Raw genomic sequence first — 24,996 nt, 5'->3', positions numbered from 1 at the left:
GTTAGCTGACAAGCTTGTTGGCGGCCATGTCCCACGTCGACGCGGCGGTGCCTTCCTTGGTGCCGTCGTCTTTCTGCGCGGTGAGTTCCCATTTGATCTTGGTGAAGTTCAGTGACACGGTTTCTACCGGTTTACCGCCGGTGCCGCCGCTGACACTGACGTTGGACAGCACCACGTTGGTGAGGGTGTAGACGATAAAGGGCATCAACTGCCCGCTGCCTTCGGCGGCGTTGCGACCGATGGTGATGATGGCTTCGGGGATCGGTTTGCCGGCGCAGCAGTATTCGTTGAGTGACGGTGTCGAACTGTCGACGAATTTGGTCAGGGTGAACTCGCCGATATGCGGTTTGCCGGAGGTGCGCTCCGAGTTGCTGACATCGTTGGTGACTTGCATGGCGACGTTGTGGCTGTAGGACATGACTTCGATCTTGTCCGCAAAACCTTCGAGCAGGCTGTCGCCTTTGATATCGCCGCCGAGGTCGAGAATGATTGCATCCATCGCTTGAAACTCCTGAAGAAAATCACATTAGGCAAATGGGCTGAACACGAAACCCGTGGCGAGGGGATAAATCCTCCCGCCATCAGGGTTTTCTCTGGGGCTTTAAGCGGCAACCGGCGGCGGTAAGGTCGCCACCAGGCGGATCGACGCCGTCAGCTCCTCAAGCTGGAAGTGCGGCCGCAGGAACACCGTCGCGCGATAAGCGCCCGGCTTGCCGGCCACCTCGGTGACGTCCACGCGGGCCTCACGCAACGGGTACTGCGCCTTGATTTCCTGTGGCGCGTTGTCGTTGATCAGCACGTAATCGGCGATCCAGTTATTGAGGTAGGTCTGCACGTTGTCGCGGGTCATGAAACTGCCGACCTTGTCGCGCATGATCACCTTCAGGTAATGGGCGAATCGCGAGGCGGCGAGCACGTACGGCAACATCGCCGAGATCCGTGCGTTGGCGTTGGCCTCGTTGGTGTTGTAGACCTTGGATTTGTTAGTGGTCTGGCCGCCGAAGAACACTGCGACATCGCTGTTCTTCTTGTGGCACAGGGCGATGAACCCGAGGTCGTTCAGCTCTTTTTCGCGGCGATCGGTGATCGCCACCTCGGTCGGACATTTCAACGACAAATCGCCGGAGCTGGTACGGAACGTATGCGCTGGCAGACCTTCCACCGCGCCACCACCTTCAGCGCCACGAATCGCCGCGCACCAGCCGTACTTGGCGAACGCCTCGGTGATGCGTTGTGACAGCGCCCACGCGGCGTTGCCCCACAGGTATTTGCTGTGGTCGGTGCCGTTGACGTCTTCGACGTAATTGATGCCTTCCACCGGCGAGGTATCCGGGCCGTAGGGCAGGCGCAGGAGGAAGTGCGGCAGCACCAGAGAGACGTAGCGCGAATCTTCGCTCTCGCGGAACGAGCGCCACTTGATCAGCTCCTGGCTCTCGAAGACTTTCGACAGATCACGCGGCACGGCCAGTTCGGTGAAGCTGTTCATGTCGAACAGGCGCGGGCTGGCGGCGGCAATGAACGGTGCATGTGCAGCGGCGGCAACGTTCGAGAGTTTTTCCAGCAGGCCGATGTCCTGCGGGTGACGGCCGAAGGTGTAGTCACCGACCAGCAAGCTGAACGGATGGCCACCGAAGGTGCCGTATTCCTCTTCGTAGATCTTCTTGAACAGTGCGCTCTGGTCAAATTCGACGGCTTTTTCCAGGTCGTTCTGCAGCTCTTTCTGCGTCACGTTGAGCAGGCGCAGTTTCAGCCGGGTGCTGGTCTCGGTGTTCTGCACCAGCATGTGCAGGCCACGCCACGAGGCCTCGAGTTTTTGCAGGTCCGGGTGGTGCAGCACCTCGTTGAGCTGGGCGCTGATCAGCTCGTCGATCTGGCTGATGCGGTCGTTGATCATCGCCACGGTGTCCTTGTCGATGGCCATGCCTTCGTCAAGTACCTGAGTGGCGAATTCCGCGAGCATGTCACGGGCGTAATCCTGCTGACTGTCATCGTGGGCCATGCGGCCCTCGAGAATAATCTGGTCGAGCAGGGATAAAGTCTGGTTCGTACCTTCACTGGCTTGTTGCTGGGCGGCGGCTGGCATGACGAATTCTCCCTCGATTCAAGTGGACGATCAGGCTTGCGGTTCGGCCGGGGCCTCGGCGTCAGCGGCCGGGGTAGCGGTGTCTGGGCGGGCCGATTTGATTTCCTGCAGGCCTTCGGTATTAGCGATGACATCGCGCAACAGCTTGTCCAGGTCATCGTTGCCGTCGAGCTTGGTCAGCAGATCGCGCAGGCGCTGGCGGGCCTCGAACAAACGGCGCAGCGGCGTGACTTGCTCCACCACCTTGACCGGGTCGAAATCGTCGATGTGTTTGAAATTGAGTTCGATATTGAGCTTGCTGTCGTCGCCGCTGAGGGTGTTGTTGACCTGCAGCGTGGCGCGCGGGCTGATCGAGGCGAGCACTTCGTTGAAGTTGTCGCGGTCGATTTCGGTAAAACGCCGTTCAGTCAGTTTTGCCAATGGCTCAAGCGGCTTGCCCGACAGATCGGCGAGAATTCCGACGACCAGCGGCAATTCTTTTTTCTCGATGGCGTTGCCGATTTCGACGTCGTAGGTGATTTGTACACGGGGCGGACGCACCCGGTCGAGCTTGTGCTGAGTACTTTCTGCCATGACGGCGGACTCCGATGCGATGGGCGGGCGCAATGCATCGGGAGGCCCGTTCATCGCTTTCCCTTACTGGACCGTAGGTTAGAAAGGGGAGCAGATGACCTGTCGTTCCTTTGACAAACCTTCCTCATTCGACAGTGCCTGTCGAACTACCCAAGACGCTAGAACAGGTCTATAAAAATGCAAGCAAAAACATTTTTGGACGGGCTCGGAAAAGGAAAATTCATTTTGTGCGGACGATTTTTTGTAGCGCTCATATTTGCGCTGCTGGCGGGCTGTTCCTTCTTCGGGCCGAAGGTGGACCTCGACAGCCTGATCCTCGATGTCGCCCCCAAGGCCAATGACGACACGCCGATCGCGGTGGATTTCATCGCGGTAGCCGATCCCGATCTGCTCAAGCAGTTGTCGGCTATCAGTGCCAGCCAGTGGTTCGCCGGGCGCGAGCAGTATCAGCGCGACTATCGTCAGTTGATGAGCGTGTGGGGACTGGAGCTGGTGCCGGGACAATTCATCGACCGCCAACCGTTCCCTTTGGGTGGCAAGAAGGCGGCTGGACTTTTGGTCTTCGCCAGCTATAACACTCCCGGAGCGCACCGCTTGCGGCTCGATGATCAGAGCGAAGCGTGGCTGAAATTCGACAGCCGCGAGATGAGTCTGGTCAACGCCACCGAGCACTGAAATGCCACCGCTGCCGCCGGATCGCGGCTTGGTCGAAGGGAGTCGTATGAGTCTGCTACCTGACGCGGTTTGCTGGCACGAAGGCATGCAATTGCTGCCGCAGCATTTTCAGTTGCAAGGGCTGCGCGCCGAAGCGCTCGGCGCACATCTGGCGCTGGCATGTAATCCTTGGTTCTGGGGCGTCAGCCACATGGAGTTCGATCCATCGGCGCTGAGTGCCGGGGTAGTACGGGTGTTGTCGCTGCAGGGCACCATGCCCGACGGTCTGCCGGTGGACTTGCAGGCCGGGGTCGGACCGACACTGGAGCTGGATGTCAGCGCGGCGATCGATGCTACCGACGATGCGACGGTCATCGTGTACCTGGCGATCAGCCCGATGTGGCGGGCCGGGCAGTTGCTGCCGCTCAAGGGCCGCTTGCAGTCGGTGGTCGGCGAGGCGTTGCCGGATCTCACCAGCGGCGAGTTCCCGGAGTCGATCACCGTCTGGCGACCCAACCCGCGGTTATGTACGCAACTGAACAAGGCCGATTCGATCTGCCTGCCGCTGTTGAAAATCCGTAAGGAGGGCGGCGGTTTCCTGCCGCTGTCTTACACCGCGCCGACGCCGACCCTGTTACCGGAATCGGCGCTCGGTCGACGCATCGCCGGCCTCTGTGCGCGGGCACGGGAAAAGTGCCTGTTTCTCGGTGGTCGTTTGCGTCAGGCGCAGCAGGCCGGCAATCAGGATGACGCGCTGGAAATCCGTCGGCAGTTGACCGCGTTGTGGCTGCGCCTGCCGGAAATCGAAGGCCTGCTGAACAGCCGCATCGCGCAGCCGCAGATCCTCTACGTGCAATTGCTCGGGCTGGCTGGTGCGTGGTCGGCGCTCGATCCGCTGGCCGGTGTGCCGGCGTTTGCGCCGCTGGATTTTCTCGAGTTGCAGCGCGGTTATGACCCGGTGCTGCAATGGCTGGAAACCACCCTCGAACTGATCCGCGCCGGCTACCGCAGCTTGCCGTTCGAGCGTGGTGAACAGAGCTTTTCGATTCAATTGCCGGACGAGCAGCCGAGTCAGCGTCTGGTCATTGGTCTGCGCATGCCCAACGGTGCCAGCGAGCAAGCCGCGATCGACTGGTTGCGCGGCGCGATCATCGCTTCGGCGCCGCACATCGCGTTGCTCAGTCGTCAACGCATGAGCGGTTTGAGCCATCAGGCCATGAGCCGCAGCGAACAGGTGGCCTACAGCGTCGGCGAGGACACGCGGCTGTTTGTGCTGGCGGCCGAAGGCGCGTGGTTCGACGCGCAACTGCCGCTGATGATCGCCGCACCGGCGGCGAAGCTGACCAGCAGTCCGTGGCAAGTGGTGCTGTTTGTCGCCCAGAACAGTGAAAGCGCCTGATCACACAAGGAACGCCGTATGTCGCAAGGAAGTGCCGCAAGCCTTGGGTTGCAGGACGCACCGTTGAGCAGCGCGTTCCGCCAGACGTGGCAGCAATGGCAACAGGACTGGGTGCAATTGCCCAAGGACAGCGAGGACGAAGCGGCGTTGGTGGAGACCGTTGTCGAACTTTCGACACAGGCTTCGCAGCGATTGTGGCGCACCGCTTATGCGCGGGTCGGCGATTCGGCGACCGAGCAGGTCAAGGCGCTGGTGTATGCATTCGTCGCGCTGGTCGATGAAACCCTGCTGTTCACGCCATGGCCCGGGCAAGCGGCGTGGCAGGACAAACCCTTGGAGTCGCGGCTGTACGCCAGCCGGCAGGCCGGTGAGCAAGTACCGGCGGCGATTCAGACACTGCTCGACGAGCAGCAGCCGACCACCCGCGATCTGGCCAATGTCTATCTGCAGTGCCTGATCCTCGGCTTTCATGGGCGTCTGCGTGGCGAACACAGCCAGGCGCAATTGGAGAAGTGGCGGTTGGCGCTCTACACCTTCGCCTGGCAGGACGAAGCGAGTTATGGCGGAGTCAGTCAGCGCTTGGTGCAGCCGTCGCTGACCACTCCATTGCAACTGCCGGTGCGCACGGCGCTGCCGGATGGCTTTCGCCTGGCGCTGGGGATTCTGGCGATGCTGCTGTTGCTGACCGGGCTTGGTCAGTTCCTCTGGCGTGACATTCAGTCGGAGCTGGACCCGGTGCTGCAGATCATCGACTCGATGGCGCCAGCGGAGCAAGACTCATGAGTACCCTGACGATAGTCGCGTGGATTGTCGCGTTGCTGCTGGTCGTAGTGATCATCGCCGTGGCGGTGTGGTGGTTGCGCACCCAGAGCGGTGCCGCGATCCGCAGTTTTTATGCGGCCGTGCGGCAAATGGAGCAGGAGCAGGGCAGTCACGACCGCTATCAGATGCCATGGCTGTTGATGCTCGGCGACGAAAACCAGGGCACGCAACTGGTCAGTGAATGGCGTCTGCAACCGACCGACAAACCGGCTTGGTTCGGCCGCTGGTGGTCAGATCCCGAAGGCGCTGTGCTGGTGGTGCCGCAGGCGCTGTTTCTGCCCGACGACGGCATGCATTTGCAGCGCGGCGGCTGGTGGCGTTTGCTGGGTTTGATCTTGCGGATGCGCAGCAAGCGGCCGCTGGACGGGGTGGTCTGGCTGGTGCCGGTCAGTCGCCTGAGCAATCTGGAACAGGCCGCCAGCCTCGGTCTGGCCGCGCGCCGGCGCTTCATCGATCTGCTGCAACGTTTTGGTCTGAGTGTGCCGGTGTACGTGATCATCACCGGACTTGAAGAATTGCCGGGGTTCCAGGAACTGATCAGTGCGCTGCCCGACGAGGCCCGCGAACGTACCCTGGGCTGGTCCTCTCCATATTCCCGCGATGCGGTTTGGCAAGGGCAGTGGAGCGATCAGGCGCTCGATCGCATCCATCGCGCGGTAGCGGAAGCCATTATCGAAATCGGCACGTTGTCCGGCCAGTTGAGCGCCGATCTGTACGCCTTGCCGGAGCGTCTGGAAACGTTGCGGCGTGGTTTGCAGAGTGTTCTGGAACCGGTGTTTCAAGGTAACGCCCAGGGTGAAGCACCGTGTTTTCGCGGTGTCTATTTCAGCGCCAGTCAGGCCTCGGAGGATGCCAAAGACGGATTTTCCGCCGACGACAGCGGCTTGCAGCAAAGCGTGTTCGTGCGCCAATTGTGGCGCCAGCGCCTGATCGGCGAACGCGGGTTGGCGCAAGGCGTGCCGCGCCTGCTGCGTTTGCGTCAGCGTTGGCAGCGGCTGACGGCCGGCGTGGCGCTGGTGGTCGGGGTAATCTGGGCGGTGGCGATGCTTTGGGTCTGGCAGGTGTCGGTCAAGGATGCCCACGAACTGGCGCGGCAGATGCAAGGCGCGCAAAAAGGCTACGTAGCGATCAGCGACGAGGCGCAGCGGGTCGACTCGACCCGACGCAATGTGCAGACCTTTTGGCGGGTGCTGGAGCGTGCGCCGCACTGGAACTACGTTTCTCTGGTGTTTCCGACGTCGTGGTTTTCCTCGCTCGACAATCGACTCGAACAGCAAGTGTTGCAGTCCACCCAGCGCCATATGATGGTGCCGCTGCATGATCTGTTGAGCGCGCAACTGGCGCAGATCAAGGTGATCCGCAGCACCGACCGACGCAGCAGTGTCGAAAGCGACGACCCGGCGCAGTGGCAGAACTATCTGAAGGCGAACGATCTGGTGGATCGGGCCTTGCGTCTGGAACAGCAGAACCAGTTGTTCAACCAAGTGCAGAACAACCCGCGCGCCCCGTTAGACGACCTGGTGCAACTGAGCAACAACGCGCTGTCGCTGAACCTCAACACGGGCACCTTGCCCTATGCATCTTTCTACAATCGGCTGCTCGTGGCCGGAGAAGACGGCAGCTTGCAGGCGCTGGATCTGAGCGTCGACCGACCGCAGATCGTCAGCAATTTTTCCGGGTTGATGCAGCGCTGGCTGGATCAATATTTCCTCGCCGACAACTTTGTCAGCAAGGCTGGCTACCTCAAATTGCATCTGGATCAACTGCAAGCTGGCAGCGGCAACAGCCTGCGGGAGCTGGAAGACCTGACCGCGCTGGTCGACGATCTGCAAGCGGCGATCGCCCTGACCAATTCGACGTGGAGTCGCGGCAAGGGCCAGGAGCTGGTGCCGGGTTATGGTGACTTCCTCGCCAAAGTGGGCAAGAGCACATTGTTGGGCGCGCAAGTCCAACAAGACCTCGACACGCAAGCGTCACGCTTGCAGCAGAGTTTCCGCGATCAATGGATCGCACAGGTCGGCTCGCGGGACAATTTGCTGGTACAGCAAGTCAGCGGGCAATTGGCGTTGCAAGAGCAAGTGGTGAAACTCGATAACGCGATACAGGCACTGTTCAAGCGCGACTTCGTTTCGGTCGCCCTGCGTGCTAGCGAAGACAACGTCAATATGCAAGGCCAGACCGTGGACGGTGATGACCTCAATGAATCGCTGAAATATTTCGCCGACTACAACAGCTACATCGCCGAAGAACTGCCACGCATTCCACCGGACTATCGCGTTGCGGTGCTCAAAGCCGCCGAGCGTGCCGCCGCCCAGGCGATGTGGTTGAGCCTCAAGGATCACAACGATCAGGCGCATCCTTACGCTGTGTTCAATGTGCAGGCCGAGCAAGCCATGGCCCTGCAAAAGGCTTTCGTCGAGGTGCACCGCGCGGATCTCTCCACCCGCCTGCAAGCGGCGCTCAATCGCCGCGCCATGGCGCAGCTTATTGGTGGTCTGGATGAAATCACCGCGCAACCGCTGTTCGGCGGACGGGCCGAAATCAGCCAGTGGGACGGCTCGAAAAACCTCGGACTGGAACTGTTCGGCGCCAGCGACGTGCAGGATCTCAAACTGAGCCTCAAGCAGCAGTTCAACACCATGCTCGGCATCACTGAGCGGCGGACGTCATCGTTGCAGTGGCTGACAACGCAGCAAGCCAATCTGTCGGCACTGGATTACGAACGCGTGACGCAGTTCAGTGCGCTCAACGACGAACTGCGCAAATACAAAGAGGCCAACCCGGCCAGTTCGCCGGCACAGATCGAGCAACTGGTCAGCCGCGATTTCGTCGAGATGGACGTCAATTCCTGCCTGCAAATGTTGCAGACCGCCAACGTCGCCGGCGGGCGCGGCACGTTGGCGATGCGCGCGGTGGAGTTGCAGCAGGAGGCCATGCAGCGTTGCCAGATGCTGCAAGTGCAACAGGCCGCTGCGGCGTGGAATGAACTGGCCAACTACTTCAATCAATATCTGGCGGATCGCTTTCCGTTCGCTAACGGCGTGCAGATGCAGGACGCCGATCCGGCGCGGGTTGAATATTTTCTGCAACTGATCGACAAAAAACTGCCGGTCGCGCAGGCCGGCCTTGCCACCAACCAGACCCCGGAGCGCCTGGCCGCGACGGATTTTCTCAACCGCTTGAAGCAGGCGAGCACTTGGCTGACGCCGCTGTTCGTGCGTGACAAGAGCGGCATCCTTGGCGTCGAGCTGGACGTTCGCTGGCGCACCGATCGCGATGATGAGCTGGGCGCCGATCAGGTGATTGCCTGGGGCTTGCTCGCCGGCAATCAGCAAATCAACTATCCGGCAGCCGAGCAACCGAACCTGCGCTGGATGGTCGGCCAGCCTGTCCGCCTGACCCTGCGCTGGGCGCGTAACGGCAAGGAGCGGCCGGTCATTGATCCACAGCAACCGAATCTGGTGGTGCGTGATCTGGAGGCCGGTTGGGAGTACGGCGGGCCATGGTCGCTGCTGCGGATGATGCGTGCGCACTTCTCGGTGCAGCGTCAGCCAAACGTGGATTACACCGAATTCCCGCTGACGTTGCGTTTACCTGTAACCGGGGCGCCGGACAGCGTCACCAGCGAATTCACGCGGATGTTCGTGCGTCTATCGTTGATGAGCCAAGGTTCGAAACTGCCGCTGTCGATTGCACCGTTGCCGACGCGCGCACCACGCTCGCCGTTTCAGTTGAGCAGTAGCACCGCCGCCATTGAATCGCAGAAGGAGAGCTTGTGAGCCTGCCATCGACCGCATTGCCGGACCTGATTGATCAGTTGCTCGCGCCGATCAGCATGGACACGCCCTGCGGCGTCGATTTGCGCTATGAACGCGAGTTCGACCAACTGCGCGACCTGCGCCGCGAGGATGACGCCAGTCTGCCGACCGGGGTCTGGCAGTCGACGTTGAAACGGGCGAACTGGCCAGAGGTGGAGAAACTCACCACCACGCTGTTGCTGGAGCGCAGCAAGGACTTGATGCTCAGCGCCTGGCTCGGTGAAGCCTGGCTGCACCTGCAAGCGCTGGACGGATTGCCCGGCAGCCTGGCGCTGATCGCCGGTTTGTGTGAGCGCTTTCCTGAGCACCTGCACCCGCAGGCCGAGGACGGTGATCAGTCGTGGCGGGTGATTCCGCTGGAATGGCTGGTGCGTCGCTACAGTGAAATATTGCTCACGCGGGTGCCGCTGTTCGGTGCTCGCAACAGCGATTTCGAGCATTACACGCTTGAAGTCTGGCGCCGTTTGCAGATTCAGCAGGTGCAGACCAACGACAGTAAAAATGCCAAGACCTCAGCAGAATCCGCCCGCAGCGAACAGAAGAAAATCAACGAACAGATTCGTGCGACCCCCCTGGCATTCTGGTTACGCACCCAAGGCAATCTGCTGTTGAGCCTGCAACACTTGCAACGGCTGGAGCGCTGGAGCGATGCCTTTCTGGGTGATCAGGCACCGGGGTTGCGTCCATTGCACGAAACCATTCAAGCGCTGCTGACGCTGGTTCAGGAGTTTATCGCCATGCATCCACAACAACCGGCGCCGCCAGCGCCCGTCATCGAAACGCCTGTCGTGGTGGCGCAGCCTGAAGAGCAAGCGCCGACCGCATCGCTGTTTCGTGAGCCGGCCAACCGTGAAGAGGCCTATCGGCAATTGTTGTTGATCGCCGAATACCTGGCCCGCACCGAACCCCACAGTCCGGTGCCGTACCTGATCCGGCGCGGGGTCGAATGGGGCAATAAACCGCTCAGTGAATTGCTCGGTGAGTTGATTTCTGCCGACGCCGAATCGCGACGCTTGTGGACGCTGCTCGGGGTGCTTTAGTGCACCCGCTGATTGCTGATTTTTGGCGGTAAGGCGATGGGCGTCAGCACTGGTTGTCCGGAGAAGAACGCCATCAGGTTTTGCCCTACCAGCTCCACCGTGCCTTGCATGGCTTCCGGTGACAGGCCCGCGACGTGCGGGGTCAGCAGCACATTGCCGAGCGCTTTCAGGGCGTCCGGCACTTGCGGTTCGTGGTCGAACACGTCGAGTGCGGCGCCGGCAATGCGGCGTTGCTCAAGGGCGCTGATCAGGTCTGCGGTGGCGATCACGCTGGCGCGGGCAATGTTGACGATGAACCCGTTCGGGCCGAGCGCATCGAGCACCGGGCGCGTTACCAGATGCTGCGTGCCGATCCCGCCTGGCGTAGCGACGATGAGAAAATCCGAAGCCCGCGCTAATTCAGTCGGCGTCGAGCAGAACGCGTAAGGCACATCGCTGCGCAACTGACGGCTGTGATAGCTGATGTCCATGTCGAAGCCCAGGTTCGCCCGTTTTGCAATCGCCATGCCCACCGCCCCCAACCCGAGAATACCCAGGCGCTTGCCGGCCAGCGAAGGGCGCATGATTTTCGGCCATTCCCCCCGACGCACCGCGGCATCGCAACGTGGAATGTCGCGCACCAACGCCAATAGCATCGCCATGGCGTGGTCAGCCACCGACGAGGCGTTGACTCCGGCGCCGTTGGTCACGGTGATCCCGCGATCGCTGGCCGCTTGCAGATCGACCTGCTCGTAACCGGCGCCGATCACCGTGATGATTTTCAACGCGGGCAGGGCGGCGATTTCCTCGGCGGTCAGACCCAGCGGGCCACGGGTCAGAACCGCGTCAATTCGCGCGCCGTGGGTGGCGATGGCTTGTGCTCGTTCGGCCGGTGTCGGCGCCAGGATCAGGTGAAAGCCCTGATGTTCGAGAATCGGCAAATAGTCATTGATGGTTTCAACCAGTACCAGAACGGTTGCGGGCATTGCGCGGCTCCTGTGAACGTCGGCGGATTGTTCGCGAAAGTCGTTTCAGAGTGCTGATTCCAGAGCGGTTTGGCAATGGTGGCCGCTACCCCGTATCAGCCAGTGTAGGAGCTGAAACGGGGCGCGCGCGGGCGCTTCGTCAGAACGTCACGTCGGCGCTGTTGATCAATCGGGCGAACGCAGCGCCAAGGGTTGCGTTGTGGTGATCGATGATGGCTTGCGCGGGCAACGCCGCAGTGTCCATACAGGTGTGGGCGTCGGCCACCAGCAGCGGTTTGAAGCCCAGGTCAGCAGCGGCGCGGCAGGTGCTGTCGATGCAGAACTGGCTTTTCATCCCGACGATATAAAGGTCGTCGATCTGTGCGGCACTGAGTTGCTGCGCCAGTTCTGTACCGTGGAAGGCGTTGGGGCGGGATTTGTTGAAGAGGGTATCGATTTCAGCATCCAGGCCAAGTTCAGGCAGCAATTGCCAGAATGAACTGCCGACGGCAATCGGCGAACCCTCCGGGCCGGTATGGCGCACGGCGAACACCGGGACTTTTTTCAGCCGCGCTTTCTTGATCAGCCGCTGAATGTTGGCGAGGGCGTGTTCGCCTTCGTGAGGTTTTTCCGGGCCATGGAACAAGCCGACCTGCATATCGATGATCAACAGTGCTGCGGGCATGGTGTTACTCCTTGGGCGCTGCAGATGCCGCACGGACGGGAGAAACAACCAGGCCCCGTCCATTGCTGGCGGGGCCTTGGGTTTGCTGCGCTGGGTTTACCTCACGCACAAACACCACGACCCGCCGGTGGCGGTCGTCGTGGTGGTGCGGGTGAGGTGCAGCGCGCGAAGGTTCATGAGGCCGATCATGCTGGCGCCGGTAGCTGGCTGTCAATTGCGGGGTCAGGTGACGTACTGAGCAATACCATTGCCGAATGACCAGTTCTCTTTTTTCACCTCGATCAGGTTGATGAACACATCTTGCGGGCGTACCGCCAACTGCTTGTGCATGCTTTCTGCGATGGTTTTGAACAGCAACTGTTTTTTCTCCACCGTGCGCCCTTCACTGATGGTGATCTGAATGAACACTACGCCTTCGCTGCGCTGGATCCCCAGATATTGCGGATCGTAAACGAGGTGCTGACTGTCGTGCTCGGTGAGGATCTGAAAGTTGTCGTGCTCGGGCACATCGATACAACTGCGCAGGGCTGCGTAGATCTGTTCGCCGATGCGTTTGGCGAAGGTGGGGTCGGGGTTTTGTTTGATGTCGACGCGAACGAGAGGCATGGGCAGAGACTCCGGGAGGGGACTCATTCACGCTAGAACATATCAACCACATTGAAAGTGTTGGGTGATGACCTCGCGACTGTTTTTGTATGAGGCTACCTACGAAACTCGCGGATTTTACCTACGCATTTGGCAGAGCCATCTGCTATCGGGCAGACGGTTAACGCGAAATCATGGGGCAGCAATGGGAGGTGGTCGAGGATGGAAAAGCTTCCTGAGCGTTAAATGTCAGCAGCCAAGGAAGGTAAATGCATCTTGATGACCACAAAAATGTGGAGCTCGAAAGGCTACAAACGGAAACCCAAAAGCTCGGCGCGCAGAGGCGCAAAGCTTTTGGCGGAGGAAGCAAAACTGAAACTTGAGACTTTTTTGTATCCCCTTGTGGTGGGGGCTGGGGCATTAACTGCAATTGCCACCGCCGTTGGGCTTTATTTGAAGCTGTAAGAGAGCGCAGCAGGTTGCCGTTGCGCATGCGTGTTGATTCAGAGCACCAAAAAAGGGAAGGGGGCAGTATGAGCACAGAGGAAAGCAGAGCCAGGATAGACCGACTGTATCAAGAGGAGTTTGAGTTCAGAGAAGCCATGAAGCCCTTTCGCAAAGCCGAAAGGCGTGAAACGGTTTTGCTGTTTAGCCTTGGAATGTTGATGGGCGCGGTAGGGATCGCTTTCGTGATGGTGTTGGCCCGAACCATCTGAATACCCTTGCATGTGCCTATTAACGACATCATGAATACCTGTTTACGACAGATAATTTCCCAAAAACGACGCCCCGCTGATCTGCTCCGCACAACCATTCCTCAGCTAAGTCTTTGCTTCTGCTCATTTATCGCGGAGAATCGCGCCCCTGTTTCGGCCGGAGCATGTCTGTCGGTTTTTTCCGACGCGTCCTGACCGAGTGGCAAGTGACCGGAATGCGGAGATCCGACCGGATGAATGATCAGGCCAATAGCGTCGAAGAGCGCTTTGATGCAGCAGCACCCGCTGAACTTTCGAGCTGGAATCGCCAGGACACCACCTGGATGTTGGGACTGTTTGGGACGGCCATCGGCGCCGGCACCCTGTTTCTGCCGATCAACGCAGGTCTGGGTGGCTTCTGGCCGCTGGTGATCCTTGCGCTGCTGGCCTTCCCGATGACGTTCTACGCGCACCGTGGCCTGACCCGCTTCGTGCTGTCCGGTCGTGAGGGCGCCGATATCACGGAAGTGGTCGAGCAGCATTTCGGCATCAAGGCTGGTGCGTTGATCACCCTGCTGTACTTCTTCGCGATCTTCCCGATTCTGCTGATCTATAGCGTCGGCCTGACCAATACAGTCGCGAGTTTCCTCGAACATCAATTGCACATCACGCCGCCACCGCGCGCGCTGCTGTCGTTCGTGCTGATCCTCGGTTTGCTGGCGGTGGTGCGATGCGGCGAGCAGGCGATCGTCAAGGCGATGAGCCTGATGGTGTACCCGTTTATCGTTGCGCTGCTGTTTCTGGCGGTGTACCTGATTCCGCACTGGAACGGCGGCATTCTCGCCACCGCTTCGCATGTGCCGGCCCCGTCTGCACTGCTGCATACACTGTGGTTGGCGATTCCGGTGATGGTGTTCTCGTTCAACCATTCGCCGATCATCTCGGCGTTCGCCGTGGACCAGAAGCGTCGCTACGGCGTCCATGCTGAAGAGCGCAGTTCACAGATCCTGTCCCGTGCGCACCTGTTGATGGTGGCAATGGTGCTGTTCTTCGTATTCAGCTGTGTGCTGACCCTGTCGCCGGAGCAACTGGCTGAAGCGAAAGCGCAGAACCTGTCGATCCTGTCGTACCTGGCCAACCATTTCAGCAATCCGACTATCGCCTTCGCGGCGCCGTTGATCGCGTTCGTGGCGATTTCCAAGTCGTTCCTCGGCCACTACATCGGTGCCAGCGAAGGTCTTAAAGGCCTGATCATCAAGAGCGGCAAGCGTCCGGGTGCCAAGGCACTGGACCGCATTGTGGCGGCGTTCATGCTGGTCGTGTGCTGGATCGTGGCGACCCTGAATCCGAGCATTCTGGGCATGATCGAAACCGTCGGCGGCCCGGTGATTGCGGCGATTCTGTTCCTGATGCCGATGTATGCCATCCGTAAAGTGCCGGCGATGGCGCGTTATCGGGGTCAGGCGTCTAACGTGTTTGTTACGGCGGTAGGTCTGGTGGCGATCTCAGCGCTGATCTATTCGCTGACGGCTTAAAGATCGCAGCAACAAGAGACCGCTGCACTCGATGGGTGCAGCGGTTTTTTTTCGTCTGTTTGAAAGCGAGTTCTATGAAGGTGACAGGGACGCAGAGCGCCCCGGGCTGCATTCCCACGCAGAGCGTGGGAACGATCAACGATTAGTCTGCAGGCATAAAAAAACGCCGCACATCTGACGATGGGCGGCGTTTTTCAGTGCGTTGTAACGTTAGGCTTGAACGACCGGAATGTTGGCGTTCGCAGCAGCTTCACGGAACTCGGCGATCTGGTCGAAGGACAGGTAGCGGTAGATATCGGCCGCCATGCTGTCGATCTTGCCAGCGTATTCCATGTACTCCTCGACGGTCGGCAGGCGACCCAGGATCGAAGCCACGGACGCCAGCTCGGCCGAAGCCAGGTAGACGTTCGCGCCGTCGCCCAGACGGTTCGGGAAGTTACGGGTCGAAGTCGACACAACAGTCGCGTTCGGCTCTACACGTGCCTGGTTACCCATGCACAGCGAGCAGCCCGGCATTTCCATGCGTGCGCCAGCCTTGCCGTAGATGCCGTAGTAGCCTTCTTCGGTCAGTTGGTGAGCGTCCATCTTGGTCGGCGGCGACAGCCACAGACGGGTTGGCAGCTGACCCTTGACCTGATCCAGCAATTTACCGGCAGCGCGGAAGTGACCGATGTTGGTCATGCACGAACCGATGAACACTTCGTCGATCTTCTCGCCAGCAACGCTGGACAGCAGACGGGCGTCGTCCGGGTCGTTCGGCGCGCACAGTACAGGCTCGCTGATGTCGGCCAGATCGATTTCGATGACTTCGGCGTATTCGGCGTCGGCATCGGCTTCCATCAGTTCCGGGTTGGCAACCCAGGCTTCCATCGCTTGAGCACGACGTTCCAGGGTACGTGCATCGCCGTAGCCTTCGCCGATCATCCAGCGCAGCAGGGTGATGTTGGAGTTCAGGTACTCGGTGATCGACTCTTTCGACAGCTTGATGGTGCAACCGGCAGCCGAACGTTCGGCCGAGGCGTCGGACAGTTCGAAAGCCTGTTCCAGGGTCAGACCTTCCAGACCTTCGATTTCCAGGATGCGGCCGGAGAAGGCGTTTTTCTTGCCTTTCTTCTCGACGGTCAGCAGACCGTTCTGGATAGCGAAGTAAGGAATCGCATGAACCAGGTCACGCAGGGTGATGCCAGGTTTCATTTTGCCTTTGAAGCGCACCAGGATCGATTCCGGCATGTCCAGCGGCATAACGCCGGTGGCCGCAGCGAACGCAACCAGACCGGAACCGGCCGGGAACGAAATGCCCATCGGGAAACGGGTGTGCGAGTCACCACCGGTACCGACGGTGTCTGGCAGCAGCATGCGGTTCAGCCACGAGTGGATGATGCCGTCGCCCGGACGCAGGGAAACGCCGCCGCGGGTCATGATGAAGTCAGGCAGGGTGTGGTGGGTGGTCACGTCGATCGGCTTTGGATACGCCGCGGTGTGGCAGAAGGACTGCATCACCAGATCAGCCGAGAAGCCCAGGCACGCCAGGTCTTTCAGTTCGTCACGGGTCATTGGACCGGTGGTGTCCTGAGAACCCACGGTGGTCATTTTCGGTTCGCAGTAGGTGCCAGGACGGATGCCTTTGCCTTCTGCCAGACCGCACGCCTTGCCGACCATTTTCTGCGCCAGGGTGTAACCCTTGGTGCTTTCAATCGGAGCATCAGGCTTCTTGAACAGGTCGAACGGTGGCAGACCCAGCTCGGCGCGAGCCTTCTCGGTCAGGCCACGGCCGATGATCAGCGGGATACGGCCGCCGGCACGGACTTCGTCCAACAGCACCGGAGTCTTCATTTCGAAGGTGGTCAGGACTTCGTCGGTGCCATGTTTGCAGACCTTGCCAGCATGCGGGTACAGGTCGATCACGTCGCCCATGTTCATGTTGGAAACGTCGAACTCGATTGGCAGTGCGCCGGCATCTTCCATGGTGTTGTAGAAGATCGGAGCGATTTTGCTGCCGAAGCAGAAACCGCCAGCGCGCTTGTTCGGCACGTAAGGAACGTCGTCGCCGAAGAACCACAGTACCGAGTTGGTTGCCGATTTACGCGAAGAACCGGTACCGACCACGTCACCGACGTAGGCGATCGGGAAGCCTTGACCGCGCATTTCTTCGATCTGCTTCATCGGGCCGATGGCGCCCTGCTGATCAGGAACGATGCCGTCGCGAGCCATTTTCAGCATGGCCAGGGCGTGCAGCGGGATGTCTGGACGCGACCAGGCATCTGGAGCAGGGGAGAGGTCGTCGGTGTTGGTTTCGCCGGTGACCTTGAACACGCGCAGGCTGATCTTGTCTTCCAGCGTTGGGCGGTTTTTGAACCACTCGCCGTCAGCCCAGGATTGCAGCACGGCTTTGGCGTGAGCGTTGCCGTTCTTGGCTTTTTCCGCGACGTCGTGGAACGCATCGAACATCAGCAGGGTGTGCTTGAGTTGCGCGGCAGCGACTGGCGCCAGCTCGGCGTCGTCCAGCAGGTCAACCAGAGTGACGATGTTGTAGCCGCCCTGCATGGTGCCGAGCAGTTCTACAGCGCGCTTTTTGTCCAGCAGAGGGGAGGAAACTTCGCCCTTGGCCAGTGCAGACAGGAAGCCGGCTTTGACATAGGCCGCTTCGTCCACGCCTGGTGGAATGCGATTGGTGATCAGGTCAACGAGGAATTCTTCTTCGCCAGCCGGAGGGTTTTTCAGCAGCTCGACCAGGCCTGCTGTTTGTTCGGCGTTAAGCGGCTGGGGAACGATACCCAGGGCTGCACGCTCTTCGATATGTTTGCGGTAGGCTTCAAGCACAGTTATTACCCTCATCAGTGGTCCCAAATGGGTGTCCGGGACGCTCATCCCGAAATGGTCGTACTCATGCGCTGCGTGGCGTTGTGGGCCACTTAGCCAGAATTACCGACCATTCCTTACAGAAGCTGCTTTCAAAGTTTTACGCCTGCAGAACGGGGAGCTGATGAGGGTTGGCGATGGGCTTTTCCCCGCTGGAAAAACCCTTCGCCAACACCGCTCTGAAGGAACGACTGTGCTCGTGACGCTTTGAAAACAGCTTCTAACGGACATTGGCGCCTTAAAAGGCTGGCTGATTCTACGGCAAAAAAAATTTAAAGGTAAGTTCGTCCCTGAAGTTTGAGGGGTGATGAATGTTAGACAAAGGGCTAACATGCCGACCTGTTCCGCGTTTCAGTGCCTTTGCCTACCTTATGCCCAATCAGACCATCAAGACCCCCTGCGTCGGCCTCTGCTCCACTGTTTACGGTGATCTGGTGTGCCGTGGCTGCAAGCGTTTCCACCACGAAGTGATCCATTGGAATGGTTACAACGAGGAGGAAAAACGCGCGGTGTGGTTGCGTCTGGAACAATTGCTGTCACAAGTGATGGCGGGCAAGGTCGAAATTTTTGATTCGGCGCGTCTACGTGAACAGCTCGAACAGCGCAAGATCCGCTTCGTGCCGCATCAGTCGGAATATTGCTGGGCGTATCAGCTGATCGCCCGGGGCGCACGGGTGATCATTAATCTGGAAGCGTACGGAATGGTGTTGCTCCCGGAGTTTCGCGAGTGGAACCTGCCGGAACTGCGCGATGCCATTGATCGGGAATTCTTCCTGCTGTCGGAAGCGCACTATCAGCGCTACATCGCCCCCGGTTTCCTTAAAGACGCCTTTGGCGCCTAGAAGCTTCGCGAGCAAGCTCGCTCCCACATTTGGAATGCGTACCCCTGTAGGAGTGAGCCTGCTCGCGATGAGGCCTGTACATTCAACATAGTCTTCGGCCGATACACCGCCATCGCGAGCAGGCTCACTCCTACATTTGAAATGCGTACCCCCTGTGGGAGCGAGCCTGCTCGCGAAGGGGCGGGTTCAGACATCGCAATCCCTAATGTTTCACCGCCAACTCCACCAAATGATCCTCAACCTCCTGCGGCTTGAGCACCAGCACATCACTCTCCAGCGCATCCAGCACCACTTCGGCGGTATTGCCGATCAGCGCCCCTGACAAACCGGTCCGCGCCACCGTGCCGATCACGGTCACCGCCGCCTGCAGCTTGTGCGCCATAAACGGAATCAGCACATCCGCCGGGCCTTCCTCGATGTGCAGATGTTCATCATCGACATCGAATTCCGCCTGAAACGCCCGACACTGCTCGCGATAACGCGCTTCGATGGTTTCGCTCAATTGCAGGGTCGGGTCCGCCGCCGACAGCATCGGTGAAGGATGCGCCGCGATCACATGCAGATGTGCCTTGGCCAGGCTGGCAATGTCATAGCCGTGATCAATGATCGTCGTGTGCAAATGCCGGTGCTCGCCATCGGCATTGCCGACATCGACGGCGGCCAGGATCACGCGGTCTTTCCAGGACGTGGACGTTTTCACCAGCAGCACCGGGGTCGGGCAGTGGCGCAAGAGTTTCCAGTCCGCCGGGGTCAGCAGGGCCTTTTTCAGCGGGCTGTCGGGGAAATGCTGTTTGACCACCAGCCCGCAGCCCTCGGCCTGCTGCACATCGATGATGGTTTCGTGCAGGCTCTCGTTCCACGCCTGTTCGGTGGTCACGCTGTAGCCGTCGGCCAGCAGCGCGGCTTTGAGCACGCCGAGCATGCCGGCATGGTCGTGCTTCCTGTCGCACACCAGCAGGTGTAGATGGGCCTGGGTCACGCCCGCGATCAACTTGGCGCGCTTGAGCGCAAGGCTTTCCGAATGTTCGGGTTCGATGACCACCAGAATGCTGCGAATGGCTTGCATGAGCGGAGTCTCCAGCAAAGAAAAGGCACGGCGTTGCACAACTATAGTTGCTGCTCATGCGCCTGCGACTTGATGCATATCAACGCGGGCGACTGGTGGTCTGTGGGCAGGCCGGTATAATCGGCGCCTTTCGCTCGAATACCTTTACCGTGAGCCCCATGATCCTTCCCGAAATCCACGAATTCCTTGGCTGTCGCACCCCCGATGCCTGGGTTCAGGCTGCACTGGCCGATCAGGAAACCCTGCTGATCGACCACAAGAACTGCGAATTCAAAGCTGCCAGCACAGCGCTGAGCCTGATCGCCAAGTACCATTCTCACGTTGACCTGATCAACATGATGTCGCGTCTGGCCCGGGAAGAACTGGTGCACCACGAGCAGGTGATGCGCCTGATGAAGCGCCGCAAGATCGAGCTGCGCCAGCTGCATGCCGGTCGTTACGCGTCGAGTCTGCGCAAAGTGGTGCGCAGCCACGAGCCGGTGAAGCTGGTCGATACGCTGGTGGTCGGGGCGTTTATCGAAGCGCGCAGTTGCGAGCGGTTCGAAGCGCTGGTGCCACATCTGGACGAAGAACTCGGCAAGTTCTACTTTGGCCTGCTGAAAAGCGAGGCGCGGCATTTTCAGGGTTATCTGAAGCTGGCTTATCAGTACGGCGATGCGAAGGATGTTGCGCAGGTGATCGAGCGAGTCCGCGCTGCCGAGCAAGAGCTGATTGAATCGCCGGATGAAGAATTCCGCTTTCACAGCGGTGTGCCTGCCACCGCATGACTCCGTGTAGGAGCTGCCGAAGGCTGCGATCTTTTGCTCTTGAAAAAGCCGGATCAAAAGATCGCAGCCTTCGGCAGCTCCTACAGAGGTAGCGATCAGTGCATGAATGTTAAAAACTCTTAAGAGCATGAAACATCACCGAAAACCGGCTGCCGCCCGCGAATCCCGCCATAATGTCGGCCCTTACACATGGGTTGGCACACGGTCGTTATGGATAATCTGGGTTTTGGCAAAGTCCTGCTGGTGGAAGACGACGAGCGTCTTGCCGCGCTGATCGCCCACTTCCTCGAACAACACGGCTACGAGGTCCGCTCGGTGCATCGCGGCGATCTGGCGGTGGCCGCGTTTCTCGAATTCAAGCCGAAAGTGGTGGTGCTCGACCTGATGCTGCCGGGGCAGAGTGGCCTGCACGTGTGCCGCGAAATTCGCAGCGTGTCGGATACGCCGATCGTGATTCTGACCGCCAAGGAAGACGATCTCGATCATATCCTCGGGCTGGAGTCCGGTGCCGATGACTATGTGATCAAACCGATCAAGCCGCCGGTGTTGCTGGCCCGCCTGCGGGCATTGCAACGCCGGCAGGTGCCGGACAGCAGCGTGGTCAGTCTGTTGGAGTTTGGCCACTTGCGCATCGACCGCAGTTGCCGCGAAGTGCGCCTGGCCGGAGAAATCATCGAAATGACCACCATGGAGTTCGAGCTGTTGTGGTTGCTGGCAAGTGCAGCGGGCAAGACGCTCTCGCGCGATGACATTCTCAATCGCATGCGCGGCATTGCGTTCGACGGGCTCAATCGCAGCGTCGACGTGTACATCAGCAAGTTGCGCAACAAGCTCAAGGACAATCCCCGCGAACCGGTGTGCATCAAGACCGTGTGGGGCAAAGGTTATCTGTTCAATCCTTTCGCCTGGGAGCTGTAGATGCTGCGGTTATTTTTCGGGCTGTTCCTGGTGATGACGGTCGGACTGGTGCTGGCGTTGCAGACGGTCGAGCACACGTTCGATGCTCTGCTCGATTATCAGCAGCGCGACTACAATCGTGAAGCCGTGCGTGGCCAGGCCTGGACGCTCACCCTGCAGTTGCGTGAACTCGATGGCCCTGCTCGGGAAAGCCAACTGCAATCGATACGTCCGCACTATGGGCTGGGCCTGACGCTGGTCGATGCCGGCCAACTGAACCTGAGTGACGAGGAAAAAGCGGAACTGAGCAATGGCTTGCTGGTTATCCGCGAAAAATACAGCCAATACATTTCAGCCATCGATGGCGGCACGCAGCTATTGAGTATTCGCTTGCCCGCCGAGCCGAGCCTGATGCCTTTTTACATCGTCGCGGCTTACCTGATGATTGCCGTGGTGATCGGCATCGTCCTGTTCTTCTGGGTGCGCCCGCACTGGCGTGATCTGGAGAAGCTGCGGCTGGCTGCCGAGCGTTTTGGCGACAACGACTTGTCGTCGCGTATTCAATTGTCCAAACGCTCGAACATCCGCGACCTTGCCGAGCACTTCAACCTGATGGCGGCGCGTATCGAAGGCCTCATCGCCAATCAGCGCGAACTGACCAACGCCGTGTCCCATGAGCTGCGCACGCCGATTGCGCGGTTGTCATTTGAACTCGATCAACTCAAGCAACAACCCGACGCCAGTCAGAACCGCGAGCTGATCGCCGACATGTACGCCGACCTTGGCGAGTTGGAGGAAATGGTGTCCGAACTGTTGACCTACGCCAGCCTCGAACGCGGCGCGACGGTGATCAAGCGCGAGAATATCCAGGCTGCCAACTGGCTCGACAGTGTGGTCGGCAGCGTCGCGCTGGAGGCGGAAGCGGCGGGGGTGCAATTGTTGATCGGCGATTGCCGGATTGAAACGGTGCGTATCGAGCCACGCTTCATGGCGCGGGCGGTGATCAATCTGCTGCGCAACGCGATTCGCTACGCCGAACAGCGGGTTGAAGTGACCCTGGTGCGCAGCGGCGATTATTACGAAGTGCGCGTCAACGACGACGGACCGGGCGTGCCGCTGGAAGGGCGGGAGAAGATTTTCGAGCCATTTTCTCGGCTGGATGCCAGCCGGGATCGGCGTACCGGCGGGTTTGGTTTGGGCCTGGCGCTGGTGCGGCGGGTGTCGCAGTCCCATGGTGGGCAGGTTGAAGTCGGCGAATCGGAGTGGGGCGGGGCGTCGTTTCGGATGAGCTGGGCGCATCTGGATTGAATTATATTGGCCGTGCTGGCCCCATCGCCAGCAGGCTAGCTCCCACAGGGTTGGTCGGTGTTGCCACTGTATCGGCAACGCCGCAAGACCTTGTGGGAGCCTGGCCTGTCAGCGATGGGGCCGGCACAGGCAGTAAAAAATCAGCTGAAGATCAGAAATCCCATTTGGTCGTCAGCATCACATTGCGCGGCTCGCCGTAGAACGTCGTGTCGAAGTTGCCCAGCCCTGTCAGGTAGCGCTTGTCGAACACGTTGTTGGCGTTGACCGTAAAGCTCAGATGCTCGTTGTACTGATAGCGGCTCATCAGGTCGACAAGGGTGTAGCCACCTTGCTTGATGCGCGTGTAATCGCCGGCCGGCGCACTGTAGATCTTGCCGTAGAACGCGCTCTGCCAGCTCACACCGCCACCGACGGTGACTTTGTCGAGCACCCCGGGCAAACGGTAGGTGGTGAAAGTGCGCACCACGTGTTCCGGCTTGGTGGTCGACAGCGGATAACCGTAGATGCGCTGCTCGTCGGCATCGCGGCTGCGCGCGTAGGTGTAGCCGGCGGAGACGTTCCAGCCGTCGCTCAGTTCGCCGGCCAGCTCCAGTTCCACGCCTTTGGTGGTGGCGCCGTCGATGGCTTTGTAAATGCCTTCGTTGGTCACCGCATTGGTTCCGATCGACTCGGCAACGCCGTCCTGTTCGATGCGGAAGAACGCCAGGCTGGCGTTCAGGCGACCGTCGAAGTATGCGGCTTTAAGGCCGGCCTCGTAGCTGTCGCCCTCGACCGGCGCGAGGGTCGAACCGTTGCTGTCCTTGTAGGTTTGCGGCTGGTAGATGCTGGTGTAACTGGCGTACAGCGAATAGGTGTCGTCCAGATCATAAATCACCCCGGCGTACGGCGTGACCACGCCGTGTTCCTTGTAGCTGGCATGGGTGTCGTCGAGGCCGGCGCCGGCGTTGTAACGATAATCTTCGTTGTATTTGAAGGGGCTCAAACGACTGCCGAGAATCACCGACAGATCATCGGTCGGGTGCAAGCGCGTGGCCACGTACACGCCGTTCTGGCTCTGAGTACGTTGGTATTTACCATTCTTCGGGAAGTCCTGTTTCGGCAGGTCGCCGCTCCAGTCGTAAATGCTCCCCGGGACTTCGGCGAAGGCGCTGGTGTCGTAGGTCGAGCCCGTCTGGCGCGAATGCGCGGTCATCACGCCGGCAATCAACTCATGCTCACGTCCGCCCAAGGTGAACGGCCCGGAGACGTTGATGTCAGCGGTGTTCTGCACACGATGACCTTCCCAGCGACCCCAATACAAAAACATGCCTTCGCCGCTGGCGCGATCCGGATTGCCACCGCTTGCCGAGGCCAATTGTGTGTCGTGGTCGGTGGTTTTTTGATCGAGGCTGACCTTGAACTTCCAGTCATTGGCCAGCGCATGTTCAAGCGAGGCGAAGTAGGTGATGTTGTCGAAATCGCGACGGCTCCAGTCAGCGCCGGAATTGAAGTGGCGGGGGAAGTCGGTTCGGCCGCCGTCGGCGAAATACACCGGGTTGCCGGTCCAGGAGGTGCCGCGCGGGGTAGTGCTGGACTTGTCTATGCCGAACGTCAGCAGCGTGTCGTCACTCAGATCCGCTTCGAGGATGCCGTAAAACAGGTCTTTTTTCTGGCTGTAGTGATCAAGGTAGGAGTTCTGGTCGGAATAGGCACCGACGAAACGCCCGCGCACGTTACCCGAATCGGTCAGCGAACCGGAGATGTCGCCGACGGTGCGGTAGGCATCCCACGAGCCGACGGTGCCGCTGATCGAGGCCTTGAATTGCTTGGTCGGCTTCTTGCGGATCAGGTTGACTGTGGCGGACGGGTCGCCATTACCGGTCATCAGCCCGGTCGCGCCCTTGATGATTTCGACGCGGTCGATGCTCGCGGCGTCGTCACCGTTGTTCGGGTTCTCGCCGTAAACACCGTCGTACGGGATGTTGATGCCGTCGTACTGGAAGTTGGTGATCGCCAGGCCACGCGCGGAAAATTCGCTGCGGTCGCTGTCGTATTTCTGCGTCGAAACACCGGGCGTGTTGCGCAGCGCATCGCCGACGCTTTGCACGCCGCGATCGTCCATCTGCTGACGGGTGATCACGGTGACCGATTGCGGCGTTTCGCGAATCGACAACGGCAGGCCGGTGGCCGAGGACATGCTGCCAGTGGTGTAGGCGTGAGTGTCTTCGGTGGTGGCGCCGAGACCCTCGGCAGAAATGTTCGTGGCGCCCAGTTGCAGGGCGGCGGTTTCCGCCGCGTGGGCATTGAGGCTCAGCAGCGCCAGCGCCAACGGGCACAAGGCAAAACGAAAACGGACGTACGGCATGGAGATCCCTTTGCATCAAATCGATCGGTCGTTGAAGTGCTTCTGAGGGTTAACCGAACGAAAAACACAAAAGGGAACTG

The 24,996-nt window shown here is 59.8% G+C and carries 20 protein-coding genes; 11 read left to right on the top strand and 9 right to left on the bottom strand.

The window, feature by feature from the left end:
* Position 1: 1 nt before the first annotated feature.
* The 3 genes from AK821_RS15835 to tssB form a co-directional block, all read right to left on the bottom strand.
* Complete coding sequence (locus AK821_RS15835) at positions 2–499, bottom strand: Hcp family type VI secretion system effector (protein WP_064390538.1); 498 nt, start codon at positions 497–499, stop codon at positions 2–4.
* Between the two features lie 102 nt (positions 500–601).
* Positions 602–2,083, bottom strand: coding sequence for a type VI secretion system contractile sheath large subunit (gene tssC, locus AK821_RS15830; RefSeq protein WP_064390537.1), 1,482 nt, complete (start codon positions 2,081–2,083; stop codon positions 602–604).
* Positions 2,084–2,113: 30 nt separating this feature from the next.
* Positions 2,114–2,656, bottom strand: a complete 543-nt coding sequence (tssB, locus tag AK821_RS15825) for a type VI secretion system contractile sheath small subunit (protein ID WP_064390536.1) — start codon at positions 2,654–2,656, stop codon at positions 2,114–2,116.
* Positions 2,657–2,833: 177 nt separating this feature from the next.
* Between tssB and AK821_RS15820 the strand changes: the two genes are divergently transcribed.
* The 5 genes from AK821_RS15820 to tssA are packed head-to-tail and all read left to right on the top strand — an operon-like array spanning position 2,834 to position 10,389.
* Positions 2,834–3,331: a hypothetical protein gene (locus tag AK821_RS15820; protein WP_064390535.1), complete on the top strand. Its 498-nt coding sequence runs from the start codon at positions 2,834–2,836 to the stop codon at positions 3,329–3,331.
* 46 nt (positions 3,332–3,377) lie between these two features.
* Positions 3,378–4,709: a type VI secretion system baseplate subunit TssK gene (tssK, locus tag AK821_RS15815; protein WP_064390723.1), complete on the top strand. Its 1,332-nt coding sequence runs from the start codon at positions 3,378–3,380 to the stop codon at positions 4,707–4,709.
* Positions 4,710–4,727: 18 nt separating this feature from the next.
* A complete protein-coding gene (locus tag AK821_RS15810) occupies positions 4,728–5,492 on the top strand; it encodes a DotU/TssL family secretion system protein (protein WP_064390534.1) in 765 nt (254 codons plus the stop codon).
* A complete protein-coding gene (locus AK821_RS15805; RefSeq protein WP_064390533.1) occupies positions 5,489–9,310 on the top strand; it encodes a type VI secretion protein IcmF/TssM N-terminal domain-containing protein in 3,822 nt (1,273 codons plus the stop codon). The genes AK821_RS15810 and AK821_RS15805 overlap by 4 nt, the downstream gene beginning before the upstream one ends.
* Entirely contained in the window at positions 9,307–10,389 is a 1,083-nt protein-coding gene (gene tssA, locus AK821_RS15800; protein WP_064390532.1) for a type VI secretion system protein TssA, read from the top strand. Before AK821_RS15805 ends, tssA begins: the two co-directional genes overlap by 4 nt.
* Here the strand turns inward: tssA and AK821_RS15795 are convergent.
* The 3 genes from AK821_RS15795 to AK821_RS15785 form a co-directional block, all read right to left on the bottom strand.
* Positions 10,386–11,354, bottom strand: coding sequence for a 2-hydroxyacid dehydrogenase (locus AK821_RS15795; RefSeq protein ID WP_064390531.1), 969 nt, complete (start codon positions 11,352–11,354; stop codon positions 10,386–10,388). The genes tssA and AK821_RS15795 overlap by 4 nt on opposite strands.
* Positions 11,355–11,493: 139 nt before the next feature.
* Positions 11,494–12,018 (bottom strand): cysteine hydrolase family protein, encoded by a 525-nt coding sequence (locus AK821_RS15790; RefSeq protein WP_064390530.1) that lies wholly within the window; start codon positions 12,016–12,018, stop codon positions 11,494–11,496.
* A 222-nt stretch (positions 12,019–12,240) separates the two neighbouring features.
* Positions 12,241–12,624 carry a tautomerase family protein gene (locus AK821_RS15785; RefSeq protein WP_064390529.1) on the bottom strand — a complete coding sequence of 128 codons (384 nt, stop codon included), beginning with the start codon at positions 12,622–12,624 and terminating at the stop codon, positions 12,241–12,243.
* 225 nt (positions 12,625–12,849) lie between these two features.
* Here AK821_RS15785 and AK821_RS15780 point away from each other — a divergent pair, with 225 nt between their 5' ends.
* Positions 12,850–13,068 carry a hypothetical protein gene (locus AK821_RS15780; RefSeq protein ID WP_330219031.1) on the top strand — a complete coding sequence of 73 codons (219 nt, stop codon included), beginning with the start codon at positions 12,850–12,852 and terminating at the stop codon, positions 13,066–13,068.
* A 484-nt stretch (positions 13,069–13,552) separates the two neighbouring features.
* The gene (locus AK821_RS15770) at positions 13,553–14,833 is read left to right on the top strand and encodes an HAAAP family serine/threonine permease (RefSeq protein ID WP_064390527.1); all 1,281 of its coding nucleotides are present in this window, start codon (positions 13,553–13,555) and stop codon (positions 14,831–14,833) included.
* Between the two features lie 210 nt (positions 14,834–15,043).
* Here the strand turns inward: AK821_RS15770 and acnB are convergent, their stop codons facing one another.
* Positions 15,044–17,653: a bifunctional aconitate hydratase 2/2-methylisocitrate dehydratase gene (gene acnB / locus AK821_RS15765; protein ID WP_064390526.1), complete on the bottom strand. Its 2,610-nt coding sequence runs from the start codon at positions 17,651–17,653 to the stop codon at positions 15,044–15,046.
* 410 nt (positions 17,654–18,063) lie between these two features.
* On the opposite strand from acnB, the gene AK821_RS15760 reads away from it, so the two are divergent.
* A complete protein-coding gene (locus tag AK821_RS15760; protein ID WP_045123298.1) occupies positions 18,064–18,534 on the top strand; it encodes a DUF1289 domain-containing protein in 471 nt (156 codons plus the stop codon).
* 202 nt (positions 18,535–18,736) lie between these two features.
* Here the strand turns inward: AK821_RS15760 and AK821_RS15755 are convergent, their stop codons facing one another.
* Positions 18,737–19,600 (bottom strand): universal stress protein, encoded by an 864-nt coding sequence (locus tag AK821_RS15755; RefSeq protein ID WP_064390525.1) that lies wholly within the window; start codon positions 19,598–19,600, stop codon positions 18,737–18,739.
* A 158-nt stretch (positions 19,601–19,758) separates the two neighbouring features.
* On the opposite strand from AK821_RS15755, the gene AK821_RS15750 reads away from it, so the two are divergent.
* The 3 genes from AK821_RS15750 (at position 19,759) to AK821_RS15740 (ending at position 22,572) form a co-directional block, all read left to right on the top strand.
* On the top strand, positions 19,759–20,367 hold the full coding sequence (locus AK821_RS15750) for a tRNA-(ms[2]io[6]A)-hydroxylase (protein ID WP_064390524.1): 609 nt from the start codon (positions 19,759–19,761) through the stop codon (positions 20,365–20,367).
* A gap of 210 nt (positions 20,368–20,577) precedes the next feature.
* Positions 20,578–21,285 (top strand): response regulator, encoded by a 708-nt coding sequence (locus tag AK821_RS15745; protein WP_064390523.1) that lies wholly within the window; start codon positions 20,578–20,580, stop codon positions 21,283–21,285.
* A complete protein-coding gene (locus AK821_RS15740) occupies positions 21,286–22,572 on the top strand; it encodes an ATP-binding protein (RefSeq protein WP_064390522.1) in 1,287 nt (428 codons plus the stop codon). It begins immediately after the preceding gene.
* A gap of 151 nt (positions 22,573–22,723) precedes the next feature.
* Here the strand turns inward: AK821_RS15740 and AK821_RS15735 are convergent, their stop codons facing one another.
* The gene (locus tag AK821_RS15735; protein ID WP_064390521.1) at positions 22,724–24,916 is read right to left on the bottom strand and encodes a TonB-dependent siderophore receptor; all 2,193 of its coding nucleotides are present in this window, start codon (positions 24,914–24,916) and stop codon (positions 22,724–22,726) included.
* Between the last annotated feature and the right edge of the window lie 80 nt (positions 24,917–24,996).

This window comes from Pseudomonas sp. RIT-PI-r (genome assembly GCF_001297015.1).
In the GTDB taxonomy this organism is placed as follows: domain Bacteria; phylum Pseudomonadota; class Gammaproteobacteria; order Pseudomonadales; family Pseudomonadaceae; genus Aquipseudomonas.
The sequence above is the reverse complement of the archived record's forward strand: the minus strand, read 5'-3'. Positions and strand labels throughout refer to the sequence as shown.

Bases quoted from the DNA above. Each gene is read 5' to 3' on its own strand.
- tssB (WP_064390536.1), bottom strand. From the start codon at position 2,656: ATGGCAGAAAGTACTCAGCACAAGCTCGACCGGGTGCGTCCGCCCCGT.
- tssK (WP_064390723.1), top strand. From the start codon at position 3,378: ATGAGTCTGCTACCTGACGCGGTTTGCTGGCACGAAGGCATGCAATTG.
- AK821_RS15770 (WP_064390527.1), top strand. From the start codon at position 13,553: ATGAATGATCAGGCCAATAGCGTCGAAGAGCGCTTTGATGCAGCAGCA.
- AK821_RS15785 (WP_064390529.1), bottom strand. From the start codon at position 12,624: ATGCCTCTCGTTCGCGTCGACATCAAACAAAACCCCGACCCCACCTTC.
- AK821_RS15780 (WP_330219031.1), top strand. From the start codon at position 12,850: ATGTCAGCAGCCAAGGAAGGTAAATGCATCTTGATGACCACAAAAATG.
- AK821_RS15795 (WP_064390531.1), bottom strand. From the start codon at position 11,354: ATGCCCGCAACCGTTCTGGTACTGGTTGAAACCATCAATGACTATTTG.
- AK821_RS15740 (WP_064390522.1), top strand. From the start codon at position 21,286: ATGCTGCGGTTATTTTTCGGGCTGTTCCTGGTGATGACGGTCGGACTG.
- AK821_RS15835 (WP_064390538.1), bottom strand. From the start codon at position 499: ATGGATGCAATCATTCTCGACCTCGGCGGCGATATCAAAGGCGACAGC.
- AK821_RS15790 (WP_064390530.1), bottom strand. From the start codon at position 12,018: ATGCCCGCAGCACTGTTGATCATCGATATGCAGGTCGGCTTGTTCCAT.
- AK821_RS15760 (WP_045123298.1), top strand. From the start codon at position 18,064: ATGCCCAATCAGACCATCAAGACCCCCTGCGTCGGCCTCTGCTCCACT.
- AK821_RS15810 (WP_064390534.1), top strand. From the start codon at position 4,728: ATGTCGCAAGGAAGTGCCGCAAGCCTTGGGTTGCAGGACGCACCGTTG.
- AK821_RS15735 (WP_064390521.1), bottom strand. From the start codon at position 24,916: ATGCCGTACGTCCGTTTTCGTTTTGCCTTGTGCCCGTTGGCGCTGGCG.
- AK821_RS15755 (WP_064390525.1), bottom strand. From the start codon at position 19,600: ATGCAAGCCATTCGCAGCATTCTGGTGGTCATCGAACCCGAACATTCG.
- AK821_RS15820 (WP_064390535.1), top strand. From the start codon at position 2,834: ATGCAAGCAAAAACATTTTTGGACGGGCTCGGAAAAGGAAAATTCATT.
- tssC (WP_064390537.1), bottom strand. From the start codon at position 2,083: ATGCCAGCCGCCGCCCAGCAACAAGCCAGTGAAGGTACGAACCAGACT.
- AK821_RS15805 (WP_064390533.1), top strand. From the start codon at position 5,489: ATGAGTACCCTGACGATAGTCGCGTGGATTGTCGCGTTGCTGCTGGTC.
- AK821_RS15745 (WP_064390523.1), top strand. From the start codon at position 20,578: ATGGATAATCTGGGTTTTGGCAAAGTCCTGCTGGTGGAAGACGACGAG.
- AK821_RS15750 (WP_064390524.1), top strand. From the start codon at position 19,759: ATGATCCTTCCCGAAATCCACGAATTCCTTGGCTGTCGCACCCCCGAT.